This window comes from Luteimonas vadosa (genome assembly GCF_039543545.1).
In the GTDB taxonomy this organism is placed as follows: domain Bacteria; phylum Pseudomonadota; class Gammaproteobacteria; order Xanthomonadales; family Xanthomonadaceae; genus Luteimonas; species Luteimonas vadosa.
This window is the reverse complement of record NZ_BAABJY010000002.1, coordinates 846,087-861,292: the sequence shown is the minus strand read 5'-3', so window position 1 is coordinate 861,292 and position 15,206 is coordinate 846,087. Positions and strand designations below refer to the sequence as shown.

Below are 15,206 nucleotides of genomic sequence, written 5' to 3'. Positions count from 1 at the left end.
AATCGGGGCATTGCAGGCCCAATGGACACCATGGACGCAACGCCCGCCCCAGAATTCCCGCCGTCACTGGACTGGATCAACCTGGCAGCTCCCCTGCAGATGGCGCAATTGCGGGGAAAGGTCAGCGTACTGGCCTTCGTCAACGCCGGTTCCGCCTGGTCCCAGCAGCGGCTCTCGGACCTTGCCAAGTTGCGCGCGCGCCATGGTGAGCGCTTGAACGTCCTCGCCGTGCACGTGCCCAAGTTCGAGCACGAGCGCGACCCCAGGCGTGCCGGGAAGTCCTTCAACCAGCTCAAGCTCGACTTCCCGATCGCCCACGATGCCGACTGGACGCTGTGGCAGCACTACGGCATCGATGCCTGGCCGACGCTGGTGCTGATCGATGGCGAAGGCAACATCCGCGAGCGGATCGCCGGCGACATGCCGGTCCGTGAACTGGACGCCCGGGTCGGTGCCTTGCAGGACGAGCTCGTGCCGAAGTCGCGCAACCTCGAGCGGATCGAGTTCCGTCGCCAGGACGAGCCCGTGCTGCCGCTCCGGTTCCCCTCCGGGCTGGCCTTCGGAGGAAACTACCTCTACGTCAGCGACAGCGGCCACGACCGGATCCTTGAGTGCGATCCCGTCGGCCGGGTGATCCGGCAGTTCGGCAGCGGCGGCTCCGGACTGATCGATGGCCCGATGGAACTGGCGGCCTTTAGCCGGCCCCAGGGCCTCTGCGTGCAACGGGACTACCTCTACGTCGCGGACACGGGCAATCACGCCGTGCGGCGGATCCAGCTGCGCACCGGCGACGTGGAAACCCTGTGCGGCGCCGGTTGGCCCGGCCAGGCGGTCGAGGGTCCGATCACGGATCCGCGTTCCGTCGCGCTGGACCAGCCCTCGGCAGTGGCGTCGACGACCGCGGCGCTGTACATCGCCACGCGGGGCGACAACCGGGTCTGGAAATACGACCTGACCAATTCGAGCCTCGAGCTGCTAGCCGGTTCAGGCGACCTGGCGGTCCTCGACGGCACGGGCGCCGAGGCGTCGTTCGCCGAGCCGGCGTCCCTCGCCTGCGTCCAGCAGATGGTCTACGTCTGCGATGCCGCGGGATCCGCGATCCGCAGCGTGAACGGCCGCAGCGGCAAGGTCACCACCCTGCTTGGACACGGCTTGTGGGAATTCGGCCAGGTCGACGGCAAGCGGACCGATGCGCTGCTGCAGCATCCGCAGGCGATCGCCCTCGATCCGGACTCGCCGACCCTCTGGATCGCCGACAGCGGCAACGACATCCTGCGCACCCTGCGCCTCGGCGGCGGGGAGCTGACGACGTTCCAGCTTCCCCAGCGCCTGCATGCTCCCTCGGCCCTGGTGGTCGCGGACGGCATGGTCTGGATCGCCGATACCCAAGCCCATGCCGTGTTGCGCCTGGACATCCATTCCGGTGCGCTGCACCACGTCCCGATAGGCGAATGACCGCGGCGGCCAGGCCACGACGACAAGGGCCTGCATTCGACGGCAAGGCCTACGCCAGCGAGCTGAGCACGGCGCCGGGCGTCTATCGCATGCTCGCGGCGGACGGCAGCCTGCTGTACGTGGGCAAGGCGGGGGCGCTGAAGAAGCGCGTCGCCAGTTACTTCAGCGCGTCGCCGAAGTCCGCGCGGATCGCGGCGATGCTGGCGCAGGTCGCCCGGATGGAAGTGACGGTGACCCGCAGCGAGGCCGAGGCCCTGCTGCTGGAGAACCAGCTCATCAAGTCGTTGCGGCCGCGATACAACGTCCTGCTGCGCGACGACAAGAGTTATCCCTACGTGCTGCTGACGCAGGAGGCATGGCCGCGCATCGCCATGCACCGGGGTCCGCGCAGCCTGCCGGGGCGCTATTTCGGCCCGTACCCCGGGGTCGGCCCGGTCCGCGAGACGCTGAACCTGGCCCACAAGCTGTTCAAGCTGCGCAGCTGCGAGGACAGCGTGTTCCGCAACCGTTCGCGTCCCTGCCTCCAGTACCAGATCGGTCGCTGCAGCGCGCCGTGCGTCGGGCTGGTACAGGCACGGGACTACGCAGATGCGGTGCGCCGGGTAGGCCTGTTTCTCGAAGGACATGGCGATGCCCTGACCGAAGAGCTGGACGCGGCCATGGCCGCAGCGAGCGGACGCCTGGACTTCGAGGAAGCGGCACGCTTGCGGGACCTCGTCGCCGCGCTCCGGTCGCTGCAGGCGCGCCATGGCGTCGACAACGCATCGACGGACATGGACGTCCTCGCCTGCGCCATACAGGGGCCGCATGCCTGCGTCGTGCTGTTGTCGTTCCGGAGCGGCCGCAACCTGGGGACGCGGTCGTTTTTCCCCAAAACCAACGGCGCGGAAGCCCCGGAGGAGGTGCTGTCCGCATTCGTGTCGCAGTACTACGCCGAGCAACCCGCGCCCCGTGAGATCGTGCTCGAACACGCCATCGACGACCTCGAATTGCTGCAAGGCGTGCTCAGCGAAACGGCCGGGCGCCGTGTCGAGATCAAGACGCGCGTGCGCGGCAACCGCGCAGGCTACCTGGACCTGGCCCGTCGAAACGCCCAACTGGCGCTGGCGACCGAGATCGACAGCCAGGCGGCCCAAGGCGCGCGCGCGGAGTCGCTGGCCGCGATGCTGGGCCTGCCCGAGCCGGCCCAGCGCATCGAGTGCTTCGACATCAGCCACACCATGGGCGAGGCCACGGTGGCGTCCTGCGTGGTGTTCGACGCCGAGGGGCCCGTGCGAGCGCAGTATCGGCGCTACAACATCGCAGGGATCGAGCCCGGCGACGACTACGCGGCGATGCGGCAGGCGCTGGATCGTCGCTTCCGGCGCGCCGTCGAGAGCGACGGGGTCCTTCCCGACGTCCTGCTGATCGACGGCGGGGCGGGGCAGGTCGCGCAGGCCCGCGCCGTGCTGGACGACCTCGGTCTGTCCGGCGTCTACCTGGTGGGGGTCTCCAAGGGCGAGGCCCGGAAGCCCGGCCAGGAGACGCTGCTGCTCCCGGGCGGGCGCGAACTGCGCCCGGGCGCGGCCTCCCCTGGCCTGCAGCTGATCCAGCAGGTGCGCGACGAAGCCCATCGCTTCGCGATCACCGGCCACCGGGGCCGCCGCCAGAAAGCCAGGAACACCAGCCGGCTGGAGGACATCCCGGGGATCGGGCCAAGGCGCCGGGCCAGCCTGCTCAAGCATTTCGGTGGCCTGGCCGGGCTCAAGGCCGCCGCGGCGCAACAGATCGCGCACGTGGAAGGCATCAACGAGGCGCTCGCCGAGCGGATTTACGCCACACTACATGGGCTGGCCGCCCCCGGGGGTGCCCGACCTGCCGCCAAGGACGACCTTTGAAGCTGACCATCCCCACCTGGCTGACCTTGCTGCGGATCGTGATGATCCCGGTGCTGGTGCTGGTGTTCTACCTTCCCTACCAGTGGACCAATTTCGCCACCGCGGCGGTCTTCGGCTTCGCCGCGATCACCGACTGGCTGGATGGCTGGATCGCGCGCCGGTACCACCAGTACTCGGCGTTCGGCGCGTTCTTGGACCCGGTCGCGGACAAGTTGATGGTGGCCACGGCGCTGTTCCTGATCGTGCAGGGCCACCCGACGCCCTGGATGGCGCTGTGGGCCGCGGTCATCGTCGGCCGCGAGATCGCGGTGTCGGCCCTGCGCGAATGGATGGCCGAGCTGGGACAGCGTGCCAAGGTGAACGTGGCGGTGATCGGCAAGGTCAAGACCATCGTCCAGATGGTGGCGCTGCTGTGCCTGCTGTACGCCGTGACGCCGGACAAGCCCCCGCGCCCGCTGCCGTGGATGGGGGAGCCGATCTTCGTGGTCGGGGACTGGTTGCTCGCGGTGGCGGCGCTGCTGACGCTCTGGTCCGGGTATGAATACCTGCGCACCGCCTGGCCCGTCCTGCGCGCCGGGGAGGGGGTTGCGGTTGACACGCCAGCGCCGGACGGTAAACTTCCGCCTCTTCCGCGGGAATAGCTCAGTTGGTAGAGCACGACCTTGCCAAGGTCGGGGTCGCGAGTTCGAGTCTCGTTTCCCGCTCCAGTTCAAAGAAAAAGATTGGGCTTCCAGCCGCAACTTTTTCGGCACAGGCCACGGCGGAGCCGCGTCCTGTGCCCGCCCAGCCGGCGAGCCGGCAGGGCGGCGGCACATCCATGTGCCGCATCGATCGCCGATCGGCAGTGTCGTCGGCGACCGGGTGACCAGAGCCTCGGCTTGCCGGGGCTTTTGTTTGCGCCAAGCTTGAAATCGCGCGTGGCTTGCGCGAGTCTGCAGGAGTCACCGGCCTGGTGGCAGAGTGGTTATGCAGCGGCCTGCAAAGCCGCGTACGCCGGTTCAATTCCGACCCAGGCCTCCAGCCCCACCGAACGCCCGCCCAGCGCGGGCGTTCGCGTGCCTGGCGCACGTTTCCAATCGCTCCCCGCTTGAGGCAGGCTATTCCGGTGCCCGGGTGGCGAAACTGGTAGACGCAAGGGACTTAAAATCCCTCGGCCGCAAGGCCATGTCGGTTCGATCCCGACCCCGGGCACCACCTTGCTTGGGGCCGGCATGCCCGCATGCAAGCAACGACGCCGCGGGACGCAGCTGCGCTGGCCGACCGTGTGGGTGTTCGCCACGGACAGGCGCGCCACGGGTGCGATGGGTAAGATCGTGGGCCCGGGACGGCACGTGGTGACGCATGCTCAAGACGTTCCTCGATCCGCGGTTCGACATCCGCAGGTGGTTCCCGCCGCGTTACTGGGTGTTCGCCGCGTGCCTGCTGCTCGCCGCGCTTGCCGTCCATGCGGCTGTCTCGTACTCGCCGCGATGGTATTGGGCCGCGGTGCCTTTCGTCCTCCTGTCCGCGCTGGGCCTGTGGGACCTGCTGGGCAGCGCCAACACGGTCAGCCGCAACTACCCGGTGCTGGCGCGGATGCGCTACCTGCTCGAGTCCATCGGACCGCAGATCCGCCAGTACTTCATCGAAGCCGATACCGATCCTCGGCCGTTCTCGCGCGAGCAGCGCGACCTCGTGTACCAGCGATCCACCGACACACTCGACCTGCGTCCCTTCGGCACCCTGCACGACGTCTATGGGGAATCGTATGAATGGATCAACCATTCCGCCTTTCCGTCCCGGATCGACGCGCACGACTTCCGGGTCGAGGTCGGTGCCGGGCGCGCGCTGCCGTACTCGGCCAGCGTCTTCAACATCTCGGCGATGAGCTTCGGCGCGATCTCGCCCAACGCGATCCGTGCCTTGAACGCCGGCGCCAGGCGCGGGAATTTCTACCATGACACGGGGGAAGGCTCGATTTCGTCCTACCACCGCGAGCACGGCGGCGACCTGGTGTGGGAGATCGGGTCGGGCTACTTCGGCTGCCGCAACGACGACGGCAGTTTCAGCGAGGAACGCTTCCAGGCCAATGCGCGTGGCGACCAGGTCAGGATGATCGAACTCAAGCTCTCGCAAGGGGCCAAGCCAGGTCACGGTGGCGTACTTCCCGGAGCCAAGGTCAACGCCGAGATCGCCGCCGCGCGCGGGGTGCCGGTGGGTAGGGACGTCGTCTCCCCGGCACGGCACGGTGCGTTCTCGACGCCGGTGGAGCTGCTGCAGTTCGTGGAGCGCCTGCGCGGGCTGTCGGGCGGGAAGCCGACCGGTTTCAAGCTCGCGATCGGCCATCCCTGGGAATGGTTCGGCATCGCCAAGGCGATGCACGAGACAGGACTGCTGCCGGATTTCATCGTGGTCGACGGCGCCGAGGGCGGAACCGGCGCGGCACCGATGGAATTTGTCAACCGCGTGGGGACGCCGATGCGCGAGGCCTTGATGCTGGTGCACACGACCCTGGTGGGCCTGGGCTTGCGGGACCGGGTGCGGGTTGCGGCCGCGGGGAAGATCATCAGCGCCTTCGACCTGGCGCGCATCCTGGCGATGGGCGCCGACTGGTGCAATGCGGCGCGCGGCTACATGTTCGCGTTGGGCTGCATCCAGGCGCAGAAATGCCATACCGACCGATGCCCCAGTGGCGTGGCGACACAGGATCCCCGGCGCTGGCGATCGCTGGACGTGGCGGACAAGGCCACCCGCGTGCATCGTTACCACCAGGCCACGTTGCGCGAACTGCGCGACCTGCTCGCCGCCGCCGGGCTGGAGCATCCCTGCCAGCTGGGACCCGAGCACATCCTGCGGCGCGTGACGCCGACCGAGATCCGGTCGCTGGCCACGACCTACCGTTTCCTGGACCCGGGAGAGCTGCTGGCGCATGTCCCGGAACATGCGGTGTTCCAGGATTTCTGGGCGGTTGCGCGCGCCGACAGCTTCGACGCGCCGCTGCAGGTGCGCAGCCTGCGCAGCAGCAAACTTCGCTGAGCGGCGGTCAGGCCGGGAGCAAGTCCAGCACCCGCTCCGGCGGCCTGCCGATCACGGCGCGGCCATCGCGCACGAACACCGGCCGCTCGATCAGCCGGGGATGCGCGGCCATGGCGCGGATGATCGCTTCGTCGTCGAGCGTCGGGTCGGCGAGCCCCAGCGCGGCGTATTCCGCCTCCCCGGTGCGCAGCAGGTCTCGGGCGCCGATGCCCAGCTTCCGGAGCAGGTCGCGCAGCCGCGCCGGGGTCGGCGGCGCCTCCAGGTAGGGCACCACTTCGAATTCGACATGGCGCTCCTGCAGCAGCGCGAGCGCGGCGCGCGACTTGGAGCAGCGTGGATTGTGCAGCAGCAGGTTCTTGCTCATGTGCCTCCTCCGGTGGGGATGGGAGCGGCATCGGTGCGCTTGGCAACGACGCCGGCCGCGGTGAGGTCGGCGGTGACGTTGCTGACGGTCGAGAACACGTCCGGGATCGTGTCCACGGCAAGCAGGATGCCCAGCGGTTCCACCGGCAGGCCCATGGCCTGCGTCACCGGCATGTTGGTCGCCATGAAGCTGACCTGGCCGGGCAGGCCGACCGAACCGAGGCTGATCACCGCGGCCAGCCCGACCGCGAGCGCCAGCTGCGCCGGTCCCAGGTCGATGCCGTACATCCAGGCGATGAAGGTCGCCACGCCGATGTACTGCACCGGGCTGGTGATGCGGAACAGCGACACCGCCATCGGCAGCACCAGCGAGGTCACCTGCAGCGGGTAACCCAGCCGCTGGCGCGCCACGTCGATCATCGCCGGCAGGGAGGCCAGGGAGGATTGCGTGCTGGCGGCGATGACCTGCGCCGGGATGATCGCGACCGCGAAGCGGCGCATCGACTCCCGCGCGAACACCGCGGCGACCATGTACAGCATCAGCGTCACCGCGATGTAGAGCGCGCACAGCAGCAGGATGTACCAGCCCAGGGCCGCCAGCATGCCGATGCCGACGCGCGCGCACACGGCCAGCACCAGCGCGAACACGCCCAGCGGAGCCGCCCACAGCACCCAGTGCACGATCACGATCATCACGTCGCCGACCGCCTGCACGAACTCGAGCAGGCGCGCCTTGCGGGCTTCGTCCAGCCGGGTCAGGGCGAAGCCGAAGAACAGCGCGAACACCACCAGCGGCACCATCGCGCTGGCGGCCGCGGCCGCGAGGACGTTGCTGGGGACGAGGGTGGCGAACCATTCGCCGAAGTTGCCCGGGACGGCGATCTGCGCGTCGGGGACGGCAATGGCGGCCCGGAATGATTCAACCAGGCCATCGTCGCGCGGCACCAGCGCGAGCAGGGCAGGCGAGGCGATCGCGGCGAACGTTCCCGACAGCATCAGCAACACCAGGAACACCCCCATCGCCTGGCGCGCGGTACGACCCGACGAGGCCGCGTCGCTGGCGGCATTGACGCCGACCACCACCAGCGCCGCGACCAGGGGCACGACCGTCATCTGCAAGGCGTTCAGCCAGAGCCGGCCGACCGGCTGCGCGATATCCGCCGCGCTCGCCGCGAGCACCGGATCCCAGAAGGCGAGCGAAAGCCCGATGGCGGCGCCGGCGGCAAGGGCGAGCAGGATGCGGGTGGTCGTCGACATGCGGGCCTTTCGGAACGGGGTCAGCGTCGGATTATGGGTGCAATCCCGATGGTCGGGCCAAGCGCGTGGATCGCGGGTCGGTCAGCGACCGATCCGCACGATGGTGGTGACATGGTCGAGGATCGGCGTTCCGTCGTCCGCCAGCATCGGCAGAAGCGGCGTGACGACGACGGCGTTGAGCACCACTCGCCGCGTGCCGCCGTCCGCCGCGCGCAGGTTCATGCCGTGGATGTCATGGATCACCCAGGGTTCGCCGCCGACGTGGCCCACCACCATCATCACGTGCCCCGGGATGTAGACGAGGTCACCGGCCGCGGTGCCGTCGACGACGGCGCGGCGTTCCCCTCGGCTGTCCAGCGCGGACACGTCGATGCGATCCAGCGCCTTGCTGCGCGACTGGTCGCCGGTGTTCCGGGGCAGCTGCAAGCCGAAGCTGCGGTAGACCTCCGCGACGAAGCCGCTGCAGTCCCGCGCATCGTAGGCATGGCCCCAGCCGTAGCGTTCGCCCAGGAAATTGAACGCCTGCCGCAGCAGGTTGGCCCGTGTCAGCGACAGGTAGTCATCTGCGAGGCCTGCGCGGCGCGGCAGCAGGGCGGGGGAGAATTCGAGCAGGCCGGACTCGCTACGTACCGGCAACTGCACGGCATGCCCGAATCCCGGATGTTGCCCGTTGACGGGCTGGTCCGCGGGCCAGCGGTCCAGGGCCGGAACGCGCACGCCCATGTCCAGCTGCAACCCCGAGACCCGCGGGGCCTCCGGCGCGTGGACGGTGCGGACGGTGGGGTCGGTCACCACCCGGAAGGGCTTGCGGCGGGTGTAATCGAACACGTCCCGCTTGCTGCCCAAGGCGACGTGCCGCTGTTCGATCCACGCGGCGTAGTTGGGGGCCACGACGAAAAACCAGTCGCCGTCGCGGCTTTCGTGCGTGATGGCGACCGGGGTGCCCGGGAACAGGGCGCTTTCCTGGAAGCGGTCGATGTCGGTGTCCCCGGGTTCGCGGAAGACGCGCAGCCGGGTCGGGAAGGTGCGCAGGTCCGCACGCCGGACCACCAGGCCGTAACGGACGGGTTGGCGCTCCGGGATGGCGTCCAGCGCCAGGTTCTCGCGCAGGCGTTCGAATGCCTGGCGTGGCAGTGCATGGCCGTCGACGCCATGGAGCTGGCGTGTCGGTTCGACCGACAGCGCCTCGATCCATGACCGGACCTGGCCGGCCGGCAGCAGCGCGGGCAGGGATTCGAGGTCGTGGAGCGAGGGTTCCTCGGCGACCAGGGACGCGTTGAGGCGGCGGATCGCCGCGGCGTCGAGCACGATGCGATCGGGCTGGTCGAGGCGCCGGATCCAATAGTCCGGGTCGAGCCGGGCGGCTTGCACGCCCAGTGCCGTGGCGCCAGGCGGCTCGGTCGAAGACGACGCCAAGGGCCAGCTGCCAGCAACGGCCAACGCGAGGCCCGCGAGCAGCCAGGGCAAGGATCGGGAGGAAATGAAGCGCATGCCGGACGGGAATGGGGCGCGGCTGCAGACCATCCCCGATCCGGGCGGCGATGGCAACCGCGCGCGATGCCGCATGAAAAACCCGGCGCGGGGCCGGGTCGTCCAGGGCAACAAGGAAAGTGGTGGGCGGTACAAGGATCGAACTTGTGACCTACGCCGTGTGAAGGCGCCGCTCTACCGCTGAGCTAACCGCCCGGAGTCCGGGGCTGGCGCCCGGATCGGGATGCGGATTCTACGGGGCCGTGGCAAGGCGGGCAAGCTGCCCGCCCGTCGCAAGCTATTCCAGTTGGGACCTGGCGAAGGCGGCGTCCAGCGCTTCCATCGCATCGAGCGGCTTGAGTTTCGCGGCCTTCTCGTAGGCGATCGCGGCGGCGTCCTCCTGCTTCTCGCCGTGGAGCAGCATCAGGATGTTGCCGTGCTCGATGTGAGCGATCGGGGAGGCGGGCGTGAGCTTGAGCGCGGTGGCGATGTGCTTCTCTGCCGCGGCGGCCTTGGCGCCATAGGTGAGGCCTCCGATCACCGCGCCGATCTTGTCGATGATCTCGGCGTGGTAAAGCGCAAGGGCGGTGTGCGCCTCGGCGTGGCTTGGCACCAGGCCAAGCGTTGTTTCGAGCGAGGCCCGCACCTTCCCGGCGATGCCTTCCTTCAACGCCTTGGCGATGCTGAGCCCCTGGCTGTACCGGCCGAGCGCGAACGCGTGCCGGTAATGGCTGTTGGCGTCCTCCGGGAGCGCCTGCACCGCCGCTTCGGCGAGCAGCGCGCCCTGCTGGAATCGCTTGAGCTTCTCGGCATCCGAATCGACCAGGTAGGTGGCATGGATGCCGATGGCCTTGACCGCGACCGAGGCCCCGATCGGTCCCAGTGCCTTGCCGGCTTCATGGGCCTGCTGGAAGTCGCCACGGTGGAAGGCGCGCCATGCATCCTGGAGCCGTTGCGCGAGCGCGGCGGCATCCAGGCCCTTCGGCGCGGCGCTGCCCGCGGCCTTGAGCAAGGCGCCTGCACGACGGACATCGGGGAAGGGTTCGCAGTCGCCGGCATGCAACTTCGGCCAGGCCCGTTTCAGGGCATCGCCTGCGTAGGCGAACGCCGAGGCATCGTGGGGAAAGGCTGCCCAGCGTGGCTTGGCCATCGTCGCTGCCTCGAAGCGGAAGCGGGGCCGCGAGTGGTGGCCGGGGACGGAATCGAACCGCCGACACGGGGATTTTCAATCCCCTGCTCTACCAACTGAGCTACCCGGCCACGGGCGCGAGGGCGGCATGATACGGGTGGCGGGGAGGGCGGGCAAGCCGCGCTGGCAGGCAGGGGGCTGAACGCGGCGGGTCGTCGGCCTTGTTTGGGCGGGGGTTCGGACGCATTTCCGGGATAGGGCCGCCGTCGAACCGGCCTCGGGAGGAGACGGGATGAAAGATTCGCTGCGATTGACGGCCCTGCTGCTGGGCGTGGCCCTGCTGGGTGCCTGCGCGACCAATGCCGGATTGCGCGAGAGCAACAACCTGGCGCTCTACCAGGCCCACGCCGGCGAGCCGGTGGACAGCTTCAGCTACTACGGCAGCATCAGCGGCTGGACGCTGCTTGGAGACACCACGCTGGCGGTCTGGCCAAGGCCGAGCAGGGCCTACCTGCTGGAGCTGCATGGTCCATGCTCCGACCTGGCCTTCGCCCACGCCATCGCGTTGAGCAGCCGGATGGGGCAGGTCCATGCGAGGTTCGACGACGTGACCCCGCTCAGTCGCGGATCCACGCCGTTCCCCTGCCGGATCCGTGAAATCAGGCCGCTCGACGTGAAGGCGTTGAAGCGGGCCGGGAAGCTCGCGCAGGATCAGTCCGCGCCTTCGGGCACGTAACCGGCGGGTTTTTCCGCGCCGCCGCCGAACAGGAACTTTTCCATCTCGGTTTCGAGGAAGGCCCGGTGCTTGGGATCCATCGGCGACAGGCGGTTTTCGTTGATGAGCATGGTCTGGTGCGCCAGCCACGCCGCCCAGCCTTCCTTGCCGATGTTGGCGTAGACGCGCTTGCCGAGCTCGCCGGGCCAGGGCGTGAACTCCAGTCCTTCGGCGTCGCGTTGCTGGTACTGGCAGAAAACGGTGCGGGGCATGGGCTTTCCTCGGCCATCGGGCATTGGGGGCGCCGCCGGGAAGTCCGGGTCGGCGTCGGGTGCGGTCGGCGACGACCGCGGGCGAAGGTCGGGCGGAACGACCGCTCGCCTACAGCGCTTCGAGCAGTGTGCGGATCGGGGCAGGGATGCCCAGCGAGGACAGTTCGCCCCGTTCCGTCCAGCGCAGGTCCTCATTGTCGCGCACCACGCCGGCCGGGGTCACGCCGCGCCAGTGCAACGGTGCAAGCTCCAGGCGGTAGTGGGTGAAGCCATGGGCGATCGGCTCCCGTGCGGTCGCGGCATCGTAATTTCCGCGGACATGGCGTTCGAACCAATCCCGTGCCTCGGTATGGTCGACGGCTTCTGGAAGCGACCACAGCGACGCCCAGATGCCCGTGGGCGGGCGACGCTGCAGGAGCACCCTGCCTTCACGGTCCTCGAGCAACAGCACCAGGACGTGGCGTTGTGGCAGCGCCTTGGCGGGCTTGGGCGTCGGCAGCGCGTCCACGCGTCCGGTGCGCAGCGCCACGCAATCGTGCTGCAGCGGGCACAGCACGCACGATGGCGCGTGCCGGGTGCACAGCGTCGCGCCGAAGTCCATCTGCGCCTGCGTGTAGTCGGCCAGGCGCGTCGCGGGCAGGTGGGTTTCCGCCAGTTGCCAAAGTTGGCGTTCGACTTTCGGCGTGCTGGGCCAGCCTTCGATGCCGTGGTAGCGGCACAGGACCCGCTTGACGTTGCCGTCGAGGATCGGGAAGCGTTCGCCCCAGGCTTGCGCGAGGATCGCGCCGGCCGTGCTTCGGCCGATCCCGGGCAACGCCAGCAGCGCGTCGAAATCCCGGGGCAGTCCACCGCCGTGGCGCTCGACGCAAGCGCGTGCGGCGGCATGCAGGTTGCGGGCCCGGGCGTAGTAGCCCAGACCGGACCACAGCGCGAGGACCTCGTCCAGCGAGGCAGCCGCCAACGCGGGCAAGTCCGGCAAGGCCGCCACGAACCGCTCGAAGTAGGGCACGACCACCTGGACCTGGGTCTGCTGCAGCATGATCTCCGACAGCCACACGCGGTACGGCGAGCGCGGATGCTGCCAGGGCAGGTCGTGGCGGCCGGCGCCGTCGAACCACGCCAGCAACCCGGCAGCGAAGTCGTCGCTGCCAACGCTCACGGCACGGTGGGAGGCATTGGCACGCGCGGATCGACGATGTCGATCTCCACCCCCTCCAGCCTGGCCCCCGAGATCTCCAATACCGGCGCGCTCGCCTTGCCGGACAGTGGCGGAAGCGGATGGCCGGCGATGCCGTCGTCGATCCAGGCCAGGACCTCGGGCACTCGGAAGCTGCCGTCGAAACGCGCGGCATCACGCCGCAGCCGCAGCCTCGCGACGTCGGCAAGGCTGGCCCGGCCCAGGTAGTCCAGCCGCAACGGGACCGGCGAAGTCGACGCCGACAACGGCGGCGGCAGCGACGGCCAGCCTGCCGGCCAACCCGGCGTCACGCCGTCCAGCCGCAGCAACAGCCGCCCGCCAAGCGCGAGCGCCCCGAGGCCATCAAAGGTCGGCAGGGGAGACTCTCCCCGCAGTGCGACCCCAGCAGGCGCCAGCGAAGCGATCCCGTCGGCGTAACGCAACGGCCCGTGCAGGCCCAGCACCCAGGGCAGACGGCGATCGCCGGAGACGTAGGCGCCCGACGAGGCAAGTCGGGATGGCGCGACCATCAGGACTCCGTCGCGCCAGCGCATCGGTCCCGACCACAGGATGCGGGCTGGCAATCGCCAGTCGCGGCGCTGCACGTCGAGCGTGCCGGCTACGGCGACGCCGGCCTCCGGGGCGGGCCGGGTCATCGCCAGGACCAGGTCGAAGGGCACCTGCGTCGGCTGGTCGACGAACCGGCCACGCATCGCGACCTGCAGCGGCGCTCCGGCATGCAGCCGGGGCACGTCGATGGAGAGGCCCTCGGCGTGCCAGCCGATGGCATCCACCCGCCCCTTCCGCACCCGCAAGCCCGAGCCGAGGCTTGGCATGCGGCTTTCGCCCGGTGGGCGGCTGCTCAGCCAACGCCGCAATGCGGGCAGGTCGAGCGTCGGGCCGTCGAGTTCGATGCGGGTCAGTTCCAGGCGCCGGCCACGGTCGCGGATCGTGGACCAGGGCAACGAGAGCAAAACGCGATCCGCGGTCAACACGGGTTTGCCCGCGCCTGGCTGGCGCGCGACCAGGTCGCGCACCACCAGCGTGGGCGTGCCGCGCAGCACCAGTTCGGATTGGCCGCCGGCGGTGAGCTGCAGCCCCAGGGCCCCGCCGAGCCGGTCGAGGATCATCGGGACCGAGCGCTCGGGGTGCAGCACGATGCGCGTGGCGACGACCACCAGGGCCAGTGCGACGACCAGTGCCAGCAACAGGCGCGGCAGCCAGCGTCTGGTCGGCGCCGACGGTGGCGTTGCCGGGGTGGGGCTCACCCTTCCAGCGACTCCGGCAGCAGTGCGTCGACGAAGGCCTCGGCGTCGAACACGCGCAAGTCCTCCGGCTGCTCGCCGATCCCGGCGTAGCGGATCGGGATGCCGAATTCCCTCGCCAGCGCGAACACCACGCCGCCCTTCGCGGTGCCGTCCAGCTTGGTCACGACCAGCCCGGTGACGCCGGCGGCGGCATGGAACTGGCGCAACTGTGACAACGCGTTCTGGCCCGTCGTGCCGTCGATCACCATCAGCACCTCGTGCGGTGCGGCAGGGTCCAGCTTGCCCAGCACGCGCTTGATTTTGCCCAGTTCGGCCATCAGGCCGTGTTGGGTGTGCAGGCGGCCGGCGGTGTCGGCGATGAGCACGTCGACGCCGCGCGCCTTGGCGGCCTGCAAGGCATCGAAGGCGACCGAGGCCGCGTCCGCATCCTGTCCCTGCGCGATGACGGCCACGCCATTGCGCTCGCCCCAGGCCTGCAGCTGGGCGACCGCCGCGGCGCGGAAGGTGTCGCCCGCCGCCAGCATCAATGTGCGGCCTTCGTCCTTGTAGCGCCGTGCCAGCTTGCCGATCGTGGTCGTCTTCCCGACGCCGTTGACGCCGACGGTGAGGATGACGAACGGCCGCGCCGCCCCGTCGATCGCCAGCGGCCTGGCGACGGGTTCGAGCATCGCCACCAGCTCGGCGCGCAGGGCGTCGAGCAGGGACCGGGCATCGGCGAACTCGCGGGCCTTCATCCGCTTGCGCAGCGACTCGACCAGTTCGGTGGACGCCTGGATGCCGACATCGGCGGTCAGCAGGGCGGTCTCGATCTCGTCGAGGAGGTCGTCGTCGAGCTTGGGGTTGCGCGAGAACAGGCCGGTGATGCCGCGTGCCAGGTTGCTGCCGCGCAGGCGGTCGCGCCAGCCGGGCTTGCCTTGGGCTGCCGGTGTCGCGGCCGGTGGAAGTTCGGGCGGTGAAGGCGTGCTTTCCGCAACCGGCTCGGCCGGGGCGGCAGGCGTCGGCAGGGGGGGCGGCGGGGATTCCGCTTCAACGCTGCGCGGTGGGGCCGCCGGCTGCGGGAAGGCCGCCGCGAGCTCGTCGATGCTCAGCCGGCGCGACGAGGCGTCGTCCGCGACGGGATCTGGTTTCTTGCGGCGGAACAGGCTGGCCATCGCGTCGGCGTGAGTGCGTCGGGAGGGGAGGTGCGTCGTCTGGCGCGAGGGCGGACA

Annotated in this window: 13 protein-coding genes and 5 tRNA genes; 8 read left to right on the top strand and 10 right to left on the bottom strand. The window is 69.6% G+C overall.

The features are described 5' to 3' along the window. Window positions 1-30: 30 nt before the first annotated feature. The 7 genes from ABD970_RS09790 (at window position 31) to ABD970_RS09760 (ending at window position 6,347) form a co-directional block, all read left to right on the top strand. Window positions 31-1,455, top strand: a complete 1,425-nt coding sequence (locus tag ABD970_RS09790) for a redoxin domain-containing protein (RefSeq protein WP_345295278.1) — start codon at window positions 31-33, stop codon at window positions 1,453-1,455. Beyond that, window positions 1,452-3,332 carry an excinuclease ABC subunit UvrC gene (gene uvrC / locus ABD970_RS09785; protein ID WP_345295277.1) on the top strand — a complete coding sequence of 627 codons (1,881 nt, stop codon included), beginning with the start codon at window positions 1,452-1,454 and terminating at the stop codon, window positions 3,330-3,332. Before ABD970_RS09790 ends, uvrC begins: the two co-directional genes overlap by 4 nt. Continuing rightward, window positions 3,329-3,973 carry a CDP-diacylglycerol--glycerol-3-phosphate 3-phosphatidyltransferase gene (gene pgsA, locus ABD970_RS09780; protein ID WP_345295276.1) on the top strand — a complete coding sequence of 215 codons (645 nt, stop codon included), beginning with the start codon at window positions 3,329-3,331 and terminating at the stop codon, window positions 3,971-3,973. The genes uvrC and pgsA overlap by 4 nt, the downstream gene beginning before the upstream one ends. Further along, window positions 3,964-4,039: transfer RNA gene (locus tag ABD970_RS09775), tRNA-Gly, on the top strand. The genes pgsA and ABD970_RS09775 overlap by 10 nt, the downstream gene beginning before the upstream one ends. A gap of 239 nt (window positions 4,040-4,278) precedes the next feature. Further along, window positions 4,279-4,352, top strand: a tRNA-Cys gene (locus ABD970_RS09770). A gap of 87 nt (window positions 4,353-4,439) precedes the next feature. Then, window positions 4,440-4,526, top strand: a tRNA-Leu gene (locus ABD970_RS09765). 147 nt (window positions 4,527-4,673) lie between these two features. Further along, on the top strand, window positions 4,674-6,347 hold the full coding sequence (locus ABD970_RS09760; RefSeq protein ID WP_345295275.1) for an FMN-binding glutamate synthase family protein: 1,674 nt from the start codon (window positions 4,674-4,676) through the stop codon (window positions 6,345-6,347). A 7-nt stretch (window positions 6,348-6,354) separates the two neighbouring features. Here ABD970_RS09760 and arsC read toward each other — a convergent pair whose 3' ends face one another. The 6 genes from arsC to ABD970_RS09730 all read right to left on the bottom strand — a co-directional run bounded on the left by arsC (window position 6,355) and on the right by ABD970_RS09730 (window position 10,697). Next, on the bottom strand, window positions 6,355-6,711 hold the full coding sequence (gene arsC / locus ABD970_RS09755; protein ID WP_345295274.1) for an arsenate reductase (glutaredoxin): 357 nt from the start codon (window positions 6,709-6,711) through the stop codon (window positions 6,355-6,357). Continuing rightward, window positions 6,708-7,967 carry a dicarboxylate/amino acid:cation symporter gene (locus ABD970_RS09750; protein WP_345295273.1) on the bottom strand — a complete coding sequence of 420 codons (1,260 nt, stop codon included), beginning with the start codon at window positions 7,965-7,967 and terminating at the stop codon, window positions 6,708-6,710. Before ABD970_RS09750 ends, arsC begins: the two co-directional genes overlap by 4 nt. An 81-nt stretch (window positions 7,968-8,048) precedes the next feature. After that, on the bottom strand, window positions 8,049-9,458 hold the full coding sequence (locus ABD970_RS09745) for a C40 family peptidase (RefSeq protein ID WP_345295272.1): 1,410 nt from the start codon (window positions 9,456-9,458) through the stop codon (window positions 8,049-8,051). Between the two features lie 120 nt (window positions 9,459-9,578). Then, a tRNA-Val gene (locus tag ABD970_RS09740) sits at window positions 9,579-9,653 on the bottom strand. Between the two features lie 82 nt (window positions 9,654-9,735). Beyond that, a complete protein-coding gene (locus ABD970_RS09735; protein ID WP_345295271.1) occupies window positions 9,736-10,587 on the bottom strand; it encodes a tetratricopeptide repeat protein in 852 nt (283 codons plus the stop codon). A 34-nt stretch (window positions 10,588-10,621) separates the two neighbouring features. After that, a tRNA-Phe gene (locus ABD970_RS09730) sits at window positions 10,622-10,697 on the bottom strand. Window positions 10,698-10,858: 161 nt separating this feature from the next. On the opposite strand from ABD970_RS09730, the gene ABD970_RS09725 reads away from it, so the two are divergent. Then, window positions 10,859-11,302, top strand: coding sequence for a DUF6491 family protein (locus tag ABD970_RS09725; protein ID WP_345295270.1), 444 nt, complete (start codon window positions 10,859-10,861; stop codon window positions 11,300-11,302). Here the strand turns inward: ABD970_RS09725 and ABD970_RS09720 are convergent. From ABD970_RS09720 to ftsY, 4 genes are all read right to left on the bottom strand, one after another. Next, on the bottom strand, window positions 11,278-11,553 hold the full coding sequence (locus ABD970_RS09720; protein ID WP_345295269.1) for an oxidative damage protection protein: 276 nt from the start codon (window positions 11,551-11,553) through the stop codon (window positions 11,278-11,280). The genes ABD970_RS09725 and ABD970_RS09720 overlap by 25 nt on opposite strands. A gap of 109 nt (window positions 11,554-11,662) precedes the next feature. Further along, window positions 11,663-12,712, bottom strand: a complete 1,050-nt coding sequence (mutY, locus tag ABD970_RS09715) for an A/G-specific adenine glycosylase (protein ID WP_345295268.1) — start codon at window positions 12,710-12,712, stop codon at window positions 11,663-11,665. Next, window positions 12,709-13,998 (bottom strand): AsmA family protein, encoded by a 1,290-nt coding sequence (locus ABD970_RS09710; protein WP_345295267.1) that lies wholly within the window; start codon window positions 13,996-13,998, stop codon window positions 12,709-12,711. The genes mutY and ABD970_RS09710 overlap by 4 nt, the downstream gene beginning before the upstream one ends. Then, window positions 13,995-15,149, bottom strand: a complete 1,155-nt coding sequence (gene ftsY, locus ABD970_RS09705; RefSeq protein WP_345295266.1) for a signal recognition particle-docking protein FtsY — start codon at window positions 15,147-15,149, stop codon at window positions 13,995-13,997. Before ftsY ends, ABD970_RS09710 begins: the two co-directional genes overlap by 4 nt. Between the last annotated feature and the right edge of the window lie 57 nt (window positions 15,150-15,206).